This window comes from Streptomyces sp. NPDC029122, assembly GCF_055569445.1.
Genome location: NZ_JBVHWK010000003.1, coordinates 24,918 through 39,865, shown reverse-complemented (window position 1 = coordinate 39,865; position 14,948 = coordinate 24,918). Strand labels below are relative to the sequence as shown.

12 protein-coding genes and 4 tRNA genes are annotated in these 14,948 nt (G+C 71.4%); 9 read left to right on the top strand and 7 right to left on the bottom strand.

Going from position 1 to position 14,948, the window contains the following annotated elements:
- Positions 1 to 3 precede the first annotated feature (3 nt).
- Both ACZ4WZ_RS04735 and ACZ4WZ_RS04730 read right to left on the bottom strand, forming a co-directional pair.
- The gene (locus ACZ4WZ_RS04735) at positions 4 to 264 is read right to left on the bottom strand and encodes a DUF3073 domain-containing protein (RefSeq protein WP_125602468.1); all 261 of its coding nucleotides are present in this window, start codon (positions 262 to 264) and stop codon (positions 4 to 6) included.
- Between the two features lie 277 nt (positions 265 to 541).
- Positions 542 to 1,651 carry a Leu/Phe/Val dehydrogenase gene (locus tag ACZ4WZ_RS04730; protein ID WP_388932383.1) on the bottom strand — a complete coding sequence of 370 codons (1,110 nt, stop codon included), beginning with the start codon at positions 1,649 to 1,651 and terminating at the stop codon, positions 542 to 544.
- Between the two features lie 184 nt (positions 1,652 to 1,835).
- Here ACZ4WZ_RS04730 and ACZ4WZ_RS04725 point away from each other — a divergent pair, with 184 nt between their 5' ends.
- Positions 1,836 to 2,675, top strand: a complete 840-nt coding sequence (locus ACZ4WZ_RS04725) for a DUF8083 family protein (RefSeq protein WP_467885053.1) — start codon at positions 1,836 to 1,838, stop codon at positions 2,673 to 2,675.
- Between the two features lie 619 nt (positions 2,676 to 3,294).
- Positions 3,295 to 3,501: a developmental transcriptional regulator BldC gene (gene bldC, locus ACZ4WZ_RS04720; protein WP_003949541.1), complete on the top strand. Its 207-nt coding sequence runs from the start codon at positions 3,295 to 3,297 to the stop codon at positions 3,499 to 3,501.
- Positions 3,502 to 4,113: 612 nt separating this feature from the next.
- On the opposite strand, the gene ACZ4WZ_RS04715 is transcribed toward bldC, so the two are convergent.
- Positions 4,114 to 4,187 (bottom strand) — tRNA-Asp (locus tag ACZ4WZ_RS04715).
- A 71-nt stretch (positions 4,188 to 4,258) separates the two neighbouring features.
- Positions 4,259 to 8,182: an ATP-dependent RNA helicase HrpA gene (hrpA, locus tag ACZ4WZ_RS04710; RefSeq protein ID WP_467885050.1), complete on the bottom strand. Its 3,924-nt coding sequence runs from the start codon at positions 8,180 to 8,182 to the stop codon at positions 4,259 to 4,261.
- A gap of 111 nt (positions 8,183 to 8,293) precedes the next feature.
- On the opposite strand from hrpA, the gene ACZ4WZ_RS04705 reads away from it, so the two are divergent.
- From ACZ4WZ_RS04705 to ACZ4WZ_RS04695, 3 genes are read left to right on the top strand one after another with little or no spacing between them, the layout of a single operon-like run.
- Positions 8,294 to 8,737, top strand: a complete 444-nt coding sequence (locus ACZ4WZ_RS04705; RefSeq protein ID WP_467885047.1) for a hypothetical protein — start codon at positions 8,294 to 8,296, stop codon at positions 8,735 to 8,737.
- Between the two features lie 52 nt (positions 8,738 to 8,789).
- Complete coding sequence (locus tag ACZ4WZ_RS04700; RefSeq protein ID WP_467885044.1) at positions 8,790 to 9,500, top strand: DsbA family protein; 711 nt, start codon at positions 8,790 to 8,792, stop codon at positions 9,498 to 9,500.
- Positions 9,497 to 10,333 (top strand): cytochrome c biogenesis CcdA family protein, encoded by an 837-nt coding sequence (locus tag ACZ4WZ_RS04695; protein ID WP_467885041.1) that lies wholly within the window; start codon positions 9,497 to 9,499, stop codon positions 10,331 to 10,333. Before ACZ4WZ_RS04700 ends, ACZ4WZ_RS04695 begins: the two co-directional genes overlap by 4 nt.
- A gap of 41 nt (positions 10,334 to 10,374) precedes the next feature.
- Here ACZ4WZ_RS04695 and ACZ4WZ_RS04690 read toward each other — a convergent pair.
- The 3 genes from ACZ4WZ_RS04690 to ACZ4WZ_RS04680 all read right to left on the bottom strand — a co-directional run bounded on the left by ACZ4WZ_RS04690 (position 10,375) and on the right by ACZ4WZ_RS04680 (position 10,655).
- Positions 10,375 to 10,448: transfer RNA gene (locus ACZ4WZ_RS04690), tRNA-Phe, on the bottom strand.
- A 22-nt stretch (positions 10,449 to 10,470) separates the two neighbouring features.
- Positions 10,471 to 10,544, bottom strand: a tRNA-Asp gene (locus tag ACZ4WZ_RS04685).
- 38 nt (positions 10,545 to 10,582) lie between these two features.
- A tRNA-Glu gene (locus ACZ4WZ_RS04680) sits at positions 10,583 to 10,655 on the bottom strand.
- A gap of 125 nt (positions 10,656 to 10,780) precedes the next feature.
- Here ACZ4WZ_RS04680 and ACZ4WZ_RS04675 point away from each other — a divergent pair.
- From ACZ4WZ_RS04675 to ACZ4WZ_RS04660, 4 genes are all read left to right on the top strand, one after another.
- Positions 10,781 to 11,131 (top strand): metallopeptidase family protein, encoded by a 351-nt coding sequence (locus tag ACZ4WZ_RS04675; protein WP_030225620.1) that lies wholly within the window; start codon positions 10,781 to 10,783, stop codon positions 11,129 to 11,131.
- Positions 11,128 to 11,604: a FluC/FEX family fluoride channel gene (locus ACZ4WZ_RS04670; RefSeq protein WP_467885038.1), complete on the top strand. Its 477-nt coding sequence runs from the start codon at positions 11,128 to 11,130 to the stop codon at positions 11,602 to 11,604. Before ACZ4WZ_RS04675 ends, ACZ4WZ_RS04670 begins: the two co-directional genes overlap by 4 nt.
- Positions 11,601 to 11,975: a fluoride efflux transporter FluC gene (locus ACZ4WZ_RS04665; RefSeq protein WP_467885035.1), complete on the top strand. Its 375-nt coding sequence runs from the start codon at positions 11,601 to 11,603 to the stop codon at positions 11,973 to 11,975. Before ACZ4WZ_RS04670 ends, ACZ4WZ_RS04665 begins: the two co-directional genes overlap by 4 nt.
- A gap of 1,041 nt (positions 11,976 to 13,016) precedes the next feature.
- The coding region (locus ACZ4WZ_RS04660) for a DEAD/DEAH box helicase (protein ID WP_467885033.1) at positions 13,017 to 14,948 on the top strand (1,932 nt) is incomplete at its 3' end.

Below are 14,948 nucleotides of genomic sequence, written 5' to 3'. Positions count from 1 at the left end.
GCGTCAAGCCCCGCGACGGTGCGCCGACGGACCGGACTGTTCGTCCTCGTCCTCGTCGTCATCGTTGTACAGATCCGCGTACTTGGCGTACGGGTCGTCGTCGTCCAGATCGTCATCGACTTCGACCGGCGCGCTGATAGGCAGCGGCTCTGTCTGCGATGCGCCCAGCTCATTGGCCAGACGCGAGAGGTCAGTCCCGCCGCTGTTGTACTTCAGCTGGCGGGCGACCTTTGTCTGCTTGGCCTTGGCCCGGCCGCGCCCCATGGCTCGACCCCCTCGGTGACGGGGCTCGACGGCCCCAGAGTCTGACACGCGTTCATGGTTCGGAGCGGGCTCTCGGTGGAGAGACCGTCCGTAGGGGTTTAACGGTACCTGCTTCCGCGGCCATACGGTACGCCGCCCGCATGACGCGCCTCTCCACAGAACCAGCGGGACACCCCGTACTCGCTGGTCAGCTGCGATTTTAACGCTTTCCTGGCCGCCGACCCGCCGAAGCGCAGTGAGTTCCGTCTCGCCGCGCCCCGGCGGGTCCCCGAAGGGGCTACGCCTTGCGGGCGGCGGCGCGCAGGGCCAGGGCGTCGGCCATGCGCTGCTCGGCGATCCGGTCGGCGGCCGCGGCCGGCGGGATCCCATCGGCCTTCGCACGTGCGAATATGGCCAGGGTGGTGTCGAAGATCTTCGAGGCCTTCGCCTTGCACCGGTCGAAGTCGAAGCCGTGCAGCTCGTCGGCGACCTGGATGACCCCGCCCGCGTTGACCACGTAGTCGGGGGCGTAGAGGATCCCGCGGTCCGCGAGGTCCTTCTCCACGCCCGGGTGGGCGAGCTGGTTGTTCGCCGCGCCGCACACGACCGTGGCGGTCAGGACGGGGACGGAGTGGTCGTTCAGGGCGCCGCCGAGCGCGCAGGGGGCGTAGATGTCCAGGCCCTCGGTGCGGATCAGGGCCTCGGTGTCGGCCACGGCGCTGACCTTGCCGCCGGGGTGCTTGGCGAGGATCTCGCGGACCGACTCCTCGCGGACGTCCGTGATCACGACCTCGGCGCCGTCCTCCAGCAGGTGCTCGACCAGGTGGCGGCCGACCTTGCCGACGCCGGCGACGCCGACCTTGCGGCCGCGCAGGGTGGGGTCGCCCCACAGGTGCTGGGCGCTGGCGCGCATGCCCTGGAAGACGCCGTAGGCGGTGAGCACCGAGGAGTCGCCGGCGCCGCCGTTCTCGGGGGAGCGGCCGGTGGCCCAGCGGGTCTCGCGGGCGACGACGTCCATGTCCGCGACGTAGGTGCCGACGTCGCAGGCGGTGACGTAGCGGCCGCCGAGCGACTCCACGAACCGGCCGTAGGCCAGCAGGAGTTCCTCCGTCTTGAGGACGGCCGGGTCGCCGATGATCACGGCCTTGCCGCCGCCGAGGTCGAGGCCGGCGAGGGCGTTCTTGTACGACATGCCGCGCGAGAGGTTCAGCGCGTCGCGGACGGCTTCCTCGTCCGAGGCGTACGCGTGGAAGCGCGTGCCGCCGAGGGCGGGACCCAGGGCGGTGGAGTGGATGGCGATGACGGCCTTGAGGCCCGTGGCACGGTCCTGGCACAGCACGACTTGCTCGTGGCCGCCCTGCTCCGAACGGAACAGGGTGTGCAGGACGCCGTCGGTCATTTCGGTCACGGTGGTGACTCCCATGGAAGAGATGCGGCGGAAAGTCGCCCGCCCTGCGGGTGGGGGAGGGCGCACTGGGAGCAGAGTAAGACCTGCGGCGTGCGGGGGTACCCCCTGTCCGGGGATCGGAACACTCCCGGGTTACCGCCGCCCCGGAGGTGAGCCGGACCGCCGAAAGGGGCAGGACCGGTGCGTGAGCCAATCCCCACGGCCCGGGCCGGCCGTCCCGTACGCCTCCTACCTGCGCGTGTACGAACCCCTGACGGCGTTCACCGAGCCCGAGCGCACGCACTGGGCGGCGTACGCCCGGCACGGCAGCGCGCCGACGGCCCAGGACGAACTGCGGCGGTCGCTCGCGGATTTGGTACGGGTCCCCGTGGTGGGGGTCCCGGTACACGAGAGCGGGGACGCCTTCACGGCGGAGCTCGACGGGGTGCTGCTGGTCTGCCCCTGGCGGACCCGGCTGCGCGGCTGGCTGGCGCTCCAGGAACTGGTCGCCGACTTCCCGCGCCCGGTGCTGGACGCGGCGCTGCCGCCGGCGCAGCGGCGCCGGGCCGCGGAGGCGTACGAGGCCTGGCGCGAGCGGAACCCGGACGCGCGCCCGTGGATCCGTACCGGGGTGTGGCAGGTGCCCCTGCGCTGGTTCGTGCTGGTGGCGGACGAGGAGCGGGAGTACCTGCCGGGCGAGCGGCTGCGCTACCGGACGCCGATGGTGCAGGCGCGGAGGCGGCTGGCGCGAACGCTGCGGACCCTGCGGGCGGCGGAGGGCCGGGGGTACGGGCCGCTGGCGGACGGGCTGGTGGAGGTCGGCGGCTGGCTGGAGGAGTTCCATCCGCGGTCGATGGTCGAACTGGACTACGGCGGGCTGCTGCACGCGCTGCCGGCTGACGGCCTGGCGGGGGACCGGTCGGCCCGCGATCTGGCGGAGGGGACCGCGGCCCTGCGGGCGGGCGATCACGAGGGTGCCGCGCAGGTGTACGGGGAGCTGTCGCTGCGGTGGCGGGCGGTCAGGGAGAGGCTCTTCGCGAACTAGGTGGGCTTGGGGCCTTTCGGAACCCGGGGTCGGTGGGGATCATGTACGAATCCCGTTCGGCACCCGTTCGGACCCGTTCGGACCCCCCTCGTATCGCCCGTATCGGTTGTCATCGGCCGATCAGCCGCAATCCGCAGATCAGGGGTTCGATCACCGCATTAAGGTCTTAGTCCCAGGACCTACGTCCCGATACGGGCCATTGGCTCAAGCGTGACGGAACGCACTATCCACACCCTTGCGCCCTTCCCCTACCCTCGTGCCAAAATAGGACAAGGAGTCCGGGGAGGGTTCCTTCCGCCCAACTATGGGCGGAATGCTCGGTATTGCACTCTATGGGGGGTCTGACGGCTCCTGATCGCTCTGTGACTGATCGTCACAGTGGGGTGACTGTCCGTTATGGGACGGTCCATCGGCTTCCGCCGCTGATGAACACCTCGGAGGGCAATTCCATCGGTTTGGCCGTCGAGGCTGGACGGATGGTGTAGTTGTAGTGCCGAGGACAAGCCGTTCGTCCTATAACCGACTCGGCCTGCGTATGTCCATTTCGGGCAACGCGGGCCAAGGTGCAGAATTTAGAGGAAAGAACCGAGATGGTTCGGTTCTCCCGAGGAGGCCGCTCATGACCGCTCGCACCCCTGATGCCGAGCCGCTGCTGACCCCGGCTGAGGTTGCCACGATGTTCCGCGTGGACCCGAAGACGGTCACCCGCTGGGCCAAGGCTGGCAAGCTCACGTCCATCCGCACCCTGGGTGGACACCGCCGTTACCGCGAGGCTGAGGTCCGCGCACTGCTCGCGGGAATTCCGCAGCAGCGCAGCGAGGCCTGAGGTCCCGCAGCACCACCGCATTAACGGGTACGTGTCGGATCCCCCAATCCGATGAAACCCACATGGCTTCATCGGCCGGGCCTGCCCCAACAGGCTCCATGCCGTTTGACCGCGCTGGACTCCGCCGGGTCCAGCGCGGTCTTTTTTGTGCTCCGGACCGGTGCGGGACCCCGTCGCCCGCCGAGGCCGGCCGGGGAGGTGCCATTGCACATATTAAATCGAGCGTGCGTAGGGGTCCGATAAACGTGCGGGTCTCGAAAACTCATGTGGTGACTCCCGTCACAGCTGATAACTCTTGTACATCCGGCAATGCACCTCGTAAAGGGAAGGTCCGGTACAGAGCGCCTCACTCGTACGGGGGATTTTTTCCCGCCCGGGCGAGGGGGCGCCGGCCCCGCTGGAGGGCCGCTGGAGGGGCCGGGGCCGCTTTCCGGGGCCCGGACCGCACGCAGGGGTGCCGGGGCCCTCAGGGGGGCGCTCAGGGGCGCGGCGGGTTTCGGGTGATCACGCGGCGGGTAGCCGCCGACGGGGCGGGCGCCGTACGCGCGGACCGCACCCGGATACGCGTCAGGGCCCGCATCCCCTGGGGGGATACGGGCCCTGACGTTTCTGCGATCCTGACGGGACTTGAACCCGCGACCTCCACCTTGACAGGGTGGCGAGCTAACCAACTGCTCCACAGGACCTTGATTCGCGGCCGACTGGCGTGGCTGCGAAACAGACTGTACAGCAGCTCAGGGGGTGCGGTCGAACCGGATCACGGCGCCGCCGCGTCCACCGCCTTCACGATCCGCTTGTCGGAGATCGGGTACGCCGTCCCGAGCGCGTGCGCGAAGTAGCTGACCCGCAGTTCCTCGATCATCCACCGGATCTCCGTCACCGCCTCCGGGACCGGCCGGCCCTTCGGCAACTGCTCCAGCAGCCACAGGTACTCGTCCCGCATCTCGTGGACCTTCTCCATGCGCGTGGTGTCGCGCTGGACGCCCGTCGGCATCTGCTGGAGCCGCCGGTCGGCCGCCACCAGGTAGCGCATCAGGTCCGGCAGCCGCTTCAGCCCGGTCAGCGTGACGAAACCGGCCGGCATCAGGGCAGCCAACTGCGCCTTCACGTCCGCGACGTTCGCCATCAGGGCCAGGCTGCCGGTGGCCTTCAGCCGCCGCTCGCAGGCCTGCCAGGCCGCCAGCACCTGCTGCACCTGGGCCACGGTCCGCACCGTCGTGTCCACCAGGTCGGCCCGGACCGCGTCGTGGAGCCGGCGGAAGCCCGCCTCGTCCCAGGCGGGGCCGCCGTGGTCGGCGATGAGCTTGTCGGCCGCCGCCGTCGCGCAGTCGTCGAACAGCGCCTGGATGGAACCGTGCGGATTGCGCGACAGAGCCAGCTTCTGCTGGTTGGTCAGCTTGTCCGAGGCGAACTTCGCCGGGTTCACCGGGATGTTCAGCAGGATCAGCCGCCGGGTGCCGAGCCACATCGCCCGCTGCTGCTCGGCCTCCGTGTCGAAGAGCCGTACGGAGACGCTCGTCCCCTCGTCCACCAGGGCCGGGTACGCCTTCACCGGCTGGCCGGCCCGGCGGGTCTCGAAGACCCGCACCAGGGTGCCGATCGTCCAGTCGGTCAGCCCGGTGCGCTCCAGCGACTCCCCGCCCGCCCGCTCGGCGGTCGCGGCCGCGGCCTTGGAGAGGGCCTGGCGGGCCTTCGGCTTCAGCTTCAGCCGCAGGGCCTCCAGGTCCTTGTCCTCGGCGAGGTTGCGGCGCCGCTCGTCGACGATCCGGAAAGTGATCTTCAGGTGGTCGGGGATCCGGCTGAGGTCGAAGTCCTCCGGCGACACGGGCACCCCCACCATCCGGTGCAGCTCGCGCGCCAGCGTCACGGGCAGCGGCTCCTGCATCGGATGCGCCGTCCGCAGGAAGCGCGTCGCGAAGTTCGGCGCCGGTACGTAGTGCCGGCGGATCGGCTTCGGCAGCGAGCGGATCAGCTCCGTGACGACCTCCTCCCGCAGGCCCGGGATCTGCCAGTCGAAGCCCTCGTCGGTCACCTGGTTCAGCACCTGGAGCGGGATGTGCACGGTCACACCGTCCGCGTCCGCGCCCGGCTCGAACTGGTACGTCACCCGGAACTTCAGCTGACCCTGCCGCCAGGTGTCGGGATAGTCGGCCTTGGTGACCCCGGCCGCCTTCTCCGTCAGCAGCATCTCCCGCTCGAAGTCGAGGAGTTCGGGCTCCTCGCGCTTCTTGTGCTTCCACCAGGAGTCGAAGTGCGCCCCCGACACCACGTGCTCCGGGATCCGCTGGTCGTAGAAGTCGAACAGGGTCTCGTCGTCCACGACGATGTCCCGGCGCCGCGCCCGGTTCTCCAGCTCCTCGACCTCGGTCAGCAGCTTGCGGTTGTCCGCGTAGAACTTGTGGTGCGTGCGCCAGTCGCCCTCCACCAGCGCGTTGCGGATGAACAGCTCCCGCGACACCTCCGGGTCGATCCGGCCGTAGTTGATCTTCCGCTGCGCCACGATCGGCACGCCGTACAGCGTGACCTTCTCGTACGCCATCACGGCCGCCTGGTCCTTCTCCCAGTGCGGCTCGCTGTAGGTGCGCTTGATCAGGTGCTGCGCCAGCGGCTCCACCCACTCGGGCTCCACCTTGGCGTTCACCCGCGCCCACAGCCGCGAGGTCTCCACCAGCTCCGCCGACATCAGGAACTTCGGCTGCTTCTTGAACAGCGCCGAGCCCGGGAAGATCGCGAACTTGGCGGACCGGGCCCCCAGGTACTCGTTCTTGTCCGTGTCCTTGAGCCCGATGTGCGAGAGCAGGCCGGCCAGCAGCGAGACGTGGATGCTCGTCTCGGGAGCGTCGGCCTCGTTGACGTGGATCCCCATGGTCTTGGCGACCGTGCGCAGCTGCGAGTAGATGTCCTGCCACTCCCGGATCCGCAGGAAGTTCAGGTACTCCTGCTTGCACATCCGGCGGAAGGCGGAGGAACCGCGCTCCTTCTGCTGCTCGCGGACGTAGCGCCACATGTTCAGGTAGGAGAGGAAGTCGCTCGTCTCGTCCTTGAACCGGGCGTGGTTCTGGTCCGCCTGCGTCTGCTTGTCCGAGGGCCGCTCGCGCGGGTCCTGGATGGACAGGGCCGCCGCGATGACCATGACCTCGCGCACGCAGTTGTTCTTGTCCGCCTCCACGACCATGCGGGCCAGACGCGGGTCCACGGGCAGCTGGGAGAGCTGGCGGCCCAGCGGGGTGAGCCGCTCCTTCACGTCCTTCTGCGCCGGGTCCAGCGCGCCCAGCTCCTGGAGCAGCTGCACGCCGTCGCGGATGTTGCGGTGGTCCGGCGGGTCGATGAAGGGGAACTTCTCGATCTCCCCGAGCCCGGCCGCGGTCATCTGGAGGATGACGGACGCCAGGTTCGTCCGCAGGATCTCGGCGTCCGTGAACTCCGGACGGGCGTTGAAGTCGTCCTCGGAGTACAGCCGGATGCAGATGCCGTCGCTGGTGCGGCCGCAGCGGCCCTTGCGCTGGTTGGCGCTGGCCTGGCTGATCCGCTCGATCGGCAGCCGCTGCACCTTCGTACGGTGGCTGTAGCGGGAGATGCGGGCCGTGCCCGGGTCGATCACGTACTTGATGCCCGGGACGGTCAGCGAGGTCTCGGCGACGTTCGTGGCCAGCACGATCCGCCGCCCGGTGTGGGGCTGGAAGACCCGGTGCTGCTCGGCGTGCGAGAGCCGGGCGTACAGCGGCAGCACCTCGGTGAAGCGCAGCTGCTTCTTGACCAGCGCGTCGGCGGTGTCGCGGATCTCCCGCTCGCCGGAGAGGAACACCAGGATGTCGCCCGGCCCCTCGCCCTGCAGCTCGTCCACCGCGTCGCAGATCGCGGTGATCTGGTCCCGGTCGCTCTCCTCGCTGTCCTCCTCCAGCAGCGGGCGGTAACGCACCTCCACCGGATAGGTGCGGCCGCTGACCTCGACGATCGGCGCGTCCCCGAAGTGCCGGGAGAACCGCTCCGGGTCGATGGTCGCCGAGGTGATGACCACCTTGAGGTCGGGGCGCTTGGGCAGCAGCGTGGCCAGGTAGCCCAGCAGGAAGTCGATGTTCAGGGACCGCTCGTGCGCCTCGTCGATGATGATCGTGTCGTAGGCGCGCAGCTCCCTGTCCGTCTGGATCTCCGCGAGCAGGATGCCGTCCGTCATCAGCTTCACGAAGGTCGCGTCCGGGTCCACCTGGTCGGTGAAGCGGACCTTCCAGCCGACCGTCTGGCCGATCTCCGACTTCAGCTCCTCCGCGATGCGCTCCGCGACCGTACGGGCCGCGATCCGCCGGGGCTGGGTGTGCCCGATCATGCCCCGGACGCCGCGCCCCAGCTCCATGCAGATCTTGGGGATCTGCGTGGTCTTGCCGGAGCCGGTCTCGCCCGCGACGATCACGACCTGGTGGTCGCGTATCGCCTCGGCGATCTCGTCCTTCTTCTGGCTGACGGGCAGGTTCTCGGGATAGGTGACCTCCGGCGTGCGCGAGGCGCGGCCGGCCAGTCGCGCGGCGGCCTTCTCGGCCTCCGCGGCGATCTCGTCGAGCACGGCCTGCCTGGCCTCGGGCTTGCGGATACGGCGGGCGCCCTCGAGGCGGCGGCCGAGGCGGTGCGCGTCCCGGAGGGAGATCTCTCCGAGAAGCGTCTGCAGGGCGGCGAAGGAAGTAGACATACCTGATCGAGGATCTCACCTGGGCCGGGCGGGTGGCGAACGCATTTGTGCCCCTCCCCGTACCATTTCGGGACGAGTCCCCCGGCCGTGCGAGTGAGAGGCAGCCCACCGTTGTCCCGCCGTCCTCCCCGCGCTCCGGCCGCCGCCCTGTTCGCGCTGGTCCTGGGCCTCCTCGCGGTCGCCCTCACGGGCCTCGCCCGGACCGCCGACCCGGGCCTACCGCCGCCCGCGGGCGGCGCCGCGGTCGCGGTGCGGCAGGGGACGGCCACCGCGGTCCCGGCGGCGTACGCGGCCGGCGCTCCGGCGGGGCCGGTACGGGAGGCGGTCGCCGAGCCGCTCCAGGGGCGGGGGCCCGCCTGCGGCCCCGACTCCCCCGGCCACGACCCGGCACCCGCCGTACCGCCCCGCGCCGGGCAGGACCACGCCCCGCTGCCCCCGGCGCGCCCCGCGCCGGAGGGGGAGCGGCCGGACCGGGGGGAGTGCGTACGGGGCCCCGTACGCGGGCCCGACCGGCCCGCGCCCTCGCCGGTGGAGCTGTCCGTGATGCGGGTCTAGAGGGAGCCGCGCCACCGGTTCCCTTCATCACACGCAGCTCTGGAGCACCCCTATGTCCCGCTCGTCCCGCAAGCCCCTGCTGATCTCCGCGGGGGTCGCGCTCGCCACCGTCACCCTCGGACTGGTCTCCTGGCAGGCCACCGCCCCCCAGGAGAGGCCCCGCGACACCGCCGTCGCCTCCGCGCCCCGCACCGACCCGGCCGCCGAGCTGAAGGCCCTGGCCCGCCGCGACGCCGGCGACAAGCTCGCGCTGGGCCGTGCCGACGCCCCCGTCGTCCTGATCGAGTACTCCGACTTCAAGTGCGGCTACTGCGGCAAGTTCGCCCGCGACACCGAGCCCGAACTGGTGAAGAAGTACGTCGAGGCGGGCATCCTGCGCATCGAGTGGCGCAACTTCCCGATCTTCGGCGCCGAGTCCGAGGCCGCCGCCAAGGCCGCCTGGGCCGCCGGCCGGCAGGACCGCTTCAAGGCCTTCCACGCCGCCGCGTACGCCGAGGACGCCAAGGCCAAGGGCTTCGGCGAGGAGCGCCTGACCGAGCTGGCCCGCGAGGCCGGAGTCCCGGACCTGGAGCGCTTCAAGCGGGACATGGCGGGCGAGGAGGCCGCCGCCGCCCTGCGCAAGGACCAGGAAGAGGGCTACCGCATCGGCGTCCGCTCCACCCCCTCCTTCCTGGTCAACGGGCAGCCCCTCGCCGGCGCCCAGCCCCTGGACGCCTTCGCGGCCGCCATCGCCAAGGCCGAGCGGGCAGCGGCCGGACAGTGACCGGCATCGGATACCTGGCCGCCCTGCTCGGCGGTCTCCTCGCCCTGCTCAGCCCCTGCAGCGCCCTGCTGCTGCCCGCCTTCTTCGCGTACTCGATCGACTCCCGCTCACGGCTCCTGGCACGCACCGGGATCTTCTACGCGGGCCTCGCGAGCACCCTCGTACCGATGGGCGCGGCGGGCTCCTACGCGGGCCGCTTCTTCCACGGCAACCGCGACCTGCTCGTCCTCGCGGGCGGCTGGCTGATCATCGCGCTGGGCCTCGCCCAGATCCTGGGCCTCGGCTTCGCCCCGAAGCGGCTCTCGGAGCTGTCCGGCCGGATCCGCCCCACCACCGCCCTGTCGGTGTACGCCCTCGGCGCGGTCTACGGGCTGGCCGGCTTCTGCGCGGGCCCCATCCTCGGCAGCGTCCTGACCGTGGCGGCCGTCAGCGGCAGCCCGGTCTACGGCGGTCTGCTGCTGGCCGTGTACGCGCTGGGCATGGCCGTACCGCTGTTCGTGCTGGCCCTGCTGTGGGAGCGCTTCGACCTGGGCCGGAGGCGCTGGCTGCGCGGCCGGGCCGTCCGGCTGGGCCGCCTCGAACTGCACACGACCTCGCTGCTGTCCGGGCTGTTCTTCATCACCCTGGGCACGCTGTTCCTGGCCTACGACGGGACGAGCGCCCTGCCCGGGCTGCTGGACGTGGACGACTCGTACGCCGTCGAGCGACGGGTGGCCGCGCTCGCGGACGCCGTACCGGACTGGGCGCTGCTCGGACTGGTCGGCGCGGCGGCGCTCGCCCTCGGGCTGGTCCGGTGGCGGCGGACGGCCCGCGCGGGGGAGCGGGAGGGGTAGAACGCGGAAGGCCCCGTCCGACGGACGGGGCCTTCCTTCTGTGGCTGGGGCCGGGGTCGAACCGGCGACCTATCGCTTTTCAGGCGATCGCTCGTACCAACTGAGCTACCCAGCCACGAGACTGTTTCCAGCCTCAGCGATCCTGACGGGACTTGAACCCGCGACCTCCACCTTGACAGGGTGGCGAGCTAACCAACTGCTCCACAGGACCTGGTTTGTGCAAGAGCAAGTCTTGCACATGGTGTTGCGTACCCCCAACGGGATTCGAACCCGTGCTACCGCCTTGAAAGGGCGGCGTCCTGGGCCACTAGACGATGAGGGCTAAAGGCCCGCCGGGCACTTTTCAGCGCGTCGGGGACGTGAGAAGCATATGGGATCGGAGGAGCTATCGCCAAAACGGTTTCCCCCGGGGGCGGCGGCGGCCCCGGCCGGAGCGACAATGGCCGGGTGCTGGAGATGACGCGCGAGGAGTTCGAGGAGCTCGTCGCAGAGGCCCTGGACCGGATTCCGCCGGAGCTGACGCGGCTGATGGACAACGTCGCGGTGTTCGTCGAGGACGAGCCCCCGGCCGATGATCCCGAGCTGCTCGGCCTGTACGAGGGGACACCGCTCACCGAGCGCGGCGAGTGGTACGCCGGAGTGCTCCCCGACCGCATCACCATCTACCGGAACCCCACGTTGCGGATGTGCGAGGACCGGGAGAGCGTGGTCGCCGAGACGGAGGTGACGGTCGTGCACGAGATCGCCCACCACTTCGGCATCGACGACGAGCGGCTGCACGCCCTGGGTTACGGGTGACCCGGCCCGTCCCCGGCGCGGAGGCGATCGACCCCGACGTCGACCTCCACGTGCCCGCCCAGCGCGCCGAACCGCAGGGCCGGGTGCTCGCCGCCGTCGCGGCGGGCGGGGCCGTGGGCGCCTCGGCGCGGTACGGGGCGGCCCTGCTGTGGCCGGCCGGACCCGGGGCCTTCCCGTGGGCGACCTTCTGGACCAACGCCACGGGCTGCGCGCTGATCGGCGTACTCATGGTGCTGATCAGCGAGGGCGGGCGGAGCGCGCCGCATCCGCTGCTGCGGCCGTTCGCGGGGGTGGGCGTGCTCGGCGGGTTCACCACCTTCTCCGCCTACGCCGAGGACTTCTCCCGGCTGCTGGACGAGGGCGAGGCCGGGACCGCGCTGGCGTACGCCGGGCTGACGGTGGCGGCGGCCCTGGGCGCGGTGTGGGCGGCGGCGTCGGTGACGCGGCTGGCGCTCGCGCGGGGACGCCGGTGAACTGGCTGCTCGTGGTGGCGGGCGCGGTCGTCGGGGCGCCGCTGCGGTACCTCACCGACCGGGCGGTGCAGGCGCGGCACGATTCCGTCTTCCCGTGGGGGACCTTCGTCGTCAACGCCGCCGCGTGTCTGCTGCTCGGGGCGGTGGCCGGGGCGGCGCTGGCCGGGGCGGGCTCCTCGCGGCTGCGGTTGCTGCTCGGTACGGGGCTGTGCGGGGCGCTGAGCACCTATTCGACCTTCTCGTACGAGACCCTGCGGCTGGCCGAGCGCGGCCGGTGGTTCCTCGCCGCCGCGAACGTCGCCGCGTCGGTGCTGGCCGGGCTGGGCGCGGTGACGCTCGGCTCCCAGGTGGCGCGGCAGCTGTTCGCGTAAGGGGCGTGTCTCTTACGGGGTAAAGGGAGTTGGGTTCATTGACCCGCTCATCGCGGACCCCGCCGCAGTGCTCCGGAGGTGCCCCCGTGCGCCCTTTGACCGCTTCCCTGTCCGCGTCCCTCAGACTGGCCGTCTCCGCCCTCGCGGTGGCGGCGACGGCCGGCTGCATGAGCGTCGGCGAGGACGCCGCCAAGCCCGGGCCCGCGGCTTCGGTCGGCGGCAAGGACACGGGCGGGCCCGCCGGGGCGGCCGGCGGCGGCCACGGTTCCGGGGTCCACGGCAACGGGCACGGCGTGAAGAACGGTACGGGGAACCAGGCGGCCAAGCCGGGTGAGCCCGGGAAGGCCTCCGGCGCGGCCGGGGCCTCGCCCAGCCCGGGGGCTCCCGCGAAGCCGGGGCAGCCCGCGCCGACGGGCGGTCCGGGCGGCGGTGCGGGCGGTCAGGGCGGCCAGGCGCCGTCCGGGGGCGGCACGAGTGCCGGCGGCTCGGGGTCCGCGGCGGGCGGCTCCGGGTCGGGCTCGGGAGCCGGCGGTGCGGGTTCGGCCGCCGGCGGCTCGGGATCCGGTTCGGGGGCGGGGGGTTCGGGCTCCGGGTCGGGCTCCGGCTCCGGCGGCTCCGGGTCCGGTGGGTCCGGTGGGTCCGGTGGGACCGGCGGCGGCACGGGCGGCCCGACCGCGGAGCCCTCGCCCACTGTGACGGAACCCACACCCACGCCGCCGTCCGATCCGGGTCCCGGGTCGAGCGTGGCGTAGGGATGCTCTGCCCCGTTCCGCGGGGTTCTGGGTGGCCCTTCCTGGGTTCGCGCAACTCATCCCCGGAGCATCGCCGCAGGTCAGGGGTGATGTCCCGGGGGCGACTTGCCAGACCCCCGGGAGGGTGCGTATGGTTATAGATCGTTTGATCCCATTGCCCGGCGCCGAATCCGAAGAGCGCCGTGTGGCGCGTACTCTCCCTAGCCGTGGCTGACCGCATTGAGGCGGTCGATTTGCGATTCACGGAGTTTGGGCGCGTGCCGAGACTCCGGAAGGTTTCGCATTTCGCATGTCCATTTCCAGTTCTGACCGTTCCGTCATGCCCGAGAACGACTCCACCGAGATCGTCGACGCCGAGACCCTCGCGGTCACCGAGGCCATGGACGCCATCGAGCGCGACGAGATCATCGAGGCCCTCGAGGCCGACGTGGCGGATGTCGCCGACGTGACCGCCGAGGCGGACGCGGCCGACGCCGACGACGCCGAGCCCACCACCACCTTCGCGGACCTCGGTCTGCCCGAGGGCGTCGTGCGCAAGCTCGCCCAGAACGGCGTCACCTCCCCGTTCCCGATCCAGGCCGCGACCATCCCGGACGCCCTGGCCGGCAAGGACATCCTCGGCCGCGGCCGCACCGGCTCCGGCAAGACCCTCTCCTTCGGTCTGCCGACCCTGGCCCGCCTCGCCGGCGGCCACACCGAGAAGAAGAAGCCCCGCGCGATCATCCTCACGCCGACGCGTGAGCTCGCGATGCAGGTCGCGGACGCCCTGCAGCCCTACGGCGACGTCCTCGGCCTGAAGATGAAGGTCGTCTGCGGCGGTACCTCCATGGGCAACCAGATCTACGCCCTGGAGCGCGGTGTCGACGTCCTCGTCGCCACTCCGGGCCGCCTGCGCGACATCATCAACCGCGGCGCCTGCTCCCTGGCGAACGTCGAGGTCGCCGTCCTCGACGAGGCCGACCAGATGGCCGACCTGGGCTTCCTGCCCGAGGTCACCGAGCTGCTCGACCAGATCCCCGGCGGCGGCCAGCGCATGCTCTTCTCCGCCACCATGGAGAACGAGATCGGCACCCTGGTCAAGCGCTACCTGACCAACCCCGTCACGCACGAGGTCGACAGCGCCCAGGGCAACGTCACGACCATGACCCACCACGTCCTCGTCGTGAAGCCGAAGGACAAGGCGCCGGTCACGGCCGCCATCGCCGCCCGCAAGGGCCGCACCATCATCTTCGTCCGCACCCAGCTGGGCGCCGACCGCATCGCCGAGCAGCTCATCGAGGCCGGCGTGAAGGCCGACGCGCTGCACGGCGGCATGACGCAGGGCGCCCGTACCCGCGTCCTCGCCGACTTCAAGGACGGCTACGTCAACGCGCTCGTCGCCACCGACGTCGCCGCCCGCGGCATCCACGTCGACGGCATCGACCTGGTCCTGAACGTGGACCCGGCCGGCGACCACAAGGACTACCTGCACCGCTCGGGCCGTACCGCCCGTGCCGGCAAGTCCGGTGTCGTCGTCTCCCTGGCCCTGCCGCACCAGCGCCGCCAGATCTTCCGCCTGATGGAGGACGCGGGCGTCGACGCCTCGCGCCACATCGTCCAGGGCGCCGGCGCCTTCGACCCGGAGGTCGCCGAGATCACCGGTGCGCGCTCGCTCACCGAGGTCCAGGCCGACTCCGCGAACAACGCCGCCAAGCAGGCCGAGCGCGAGGTCGCCGACCTGACGAAGCAGCTGGAGCGCGCGACCCGTCGCGCCGCCGAGCTGCGCGAGGAGGCCGACCGCCTCGTCGCCCGCTCCGCCCGCGAGCGCGGTGAGGACCCGGAGACCGCCGTCGCCGAGGTCGTCGAGGCCGCCGAGGCCGAGGTCGCCGCTGCCGTGGCCGCCGTCGCCGAGCCCGTCGTCCAGGAGCGCACCTTCGAGCGCCGTGACGAGCGGGGCAACTACGAGCGCCGCGACAACCGCGGTGGCGACCGTGGCGGTGACCGTGGCGGCTTCCGCCGTGACGACCGTCCGTCGGGTGGCTTCCGTCGCGATGACCGTGGTGGCGACAACCGTGGTGGTGACCGTGGTGGTTTCCGTCGCGATGACCGTCCGTCGGGTGGTTTCAACCGTGACGACCGCGGTGGCGACCGTGGCGGCTTCCGCCGTGACGACCGTCCGTCGGGTGGCTTCCGTCGCGATGACCGTGGTGGCGACAACCGTGGTGGTGACCGTGGTGGTTTC

Excerpts from the sequence above, each read along its gene's own strand:
- ACZ4WZ_RS04735 (WP_125602468.1), bottom strand. The coding sequence starts at position 264 with ATGGGGCGCGGCCGGGCCAAGGCCAAGCAGACAAAGGTCGCCCGCCAG.
- bldC (WP_003949541.1), top strand. The coding sequence starts at position 3,295 with ATGACCGCTCGCACCCCTGATGCCGAGCCGCTGCTGACCCCGGCTGAG.
- hrpA (WP_467885050.1), bottom strand. The coding sequence starts at position 8,182 with ATGTCTACTTCCTTCGCCGCCCTGCAGACGCTTCTCGGAGAGATCTCC.
- ACZ4WZ_RS04700 (WP_467885044.1), top strand. The coding sequence starts at position 8,790 with ATGTCCCGCTCGTCCCGCAAGCCCCTGCTGATCTCCGCGGGGGTCGCG.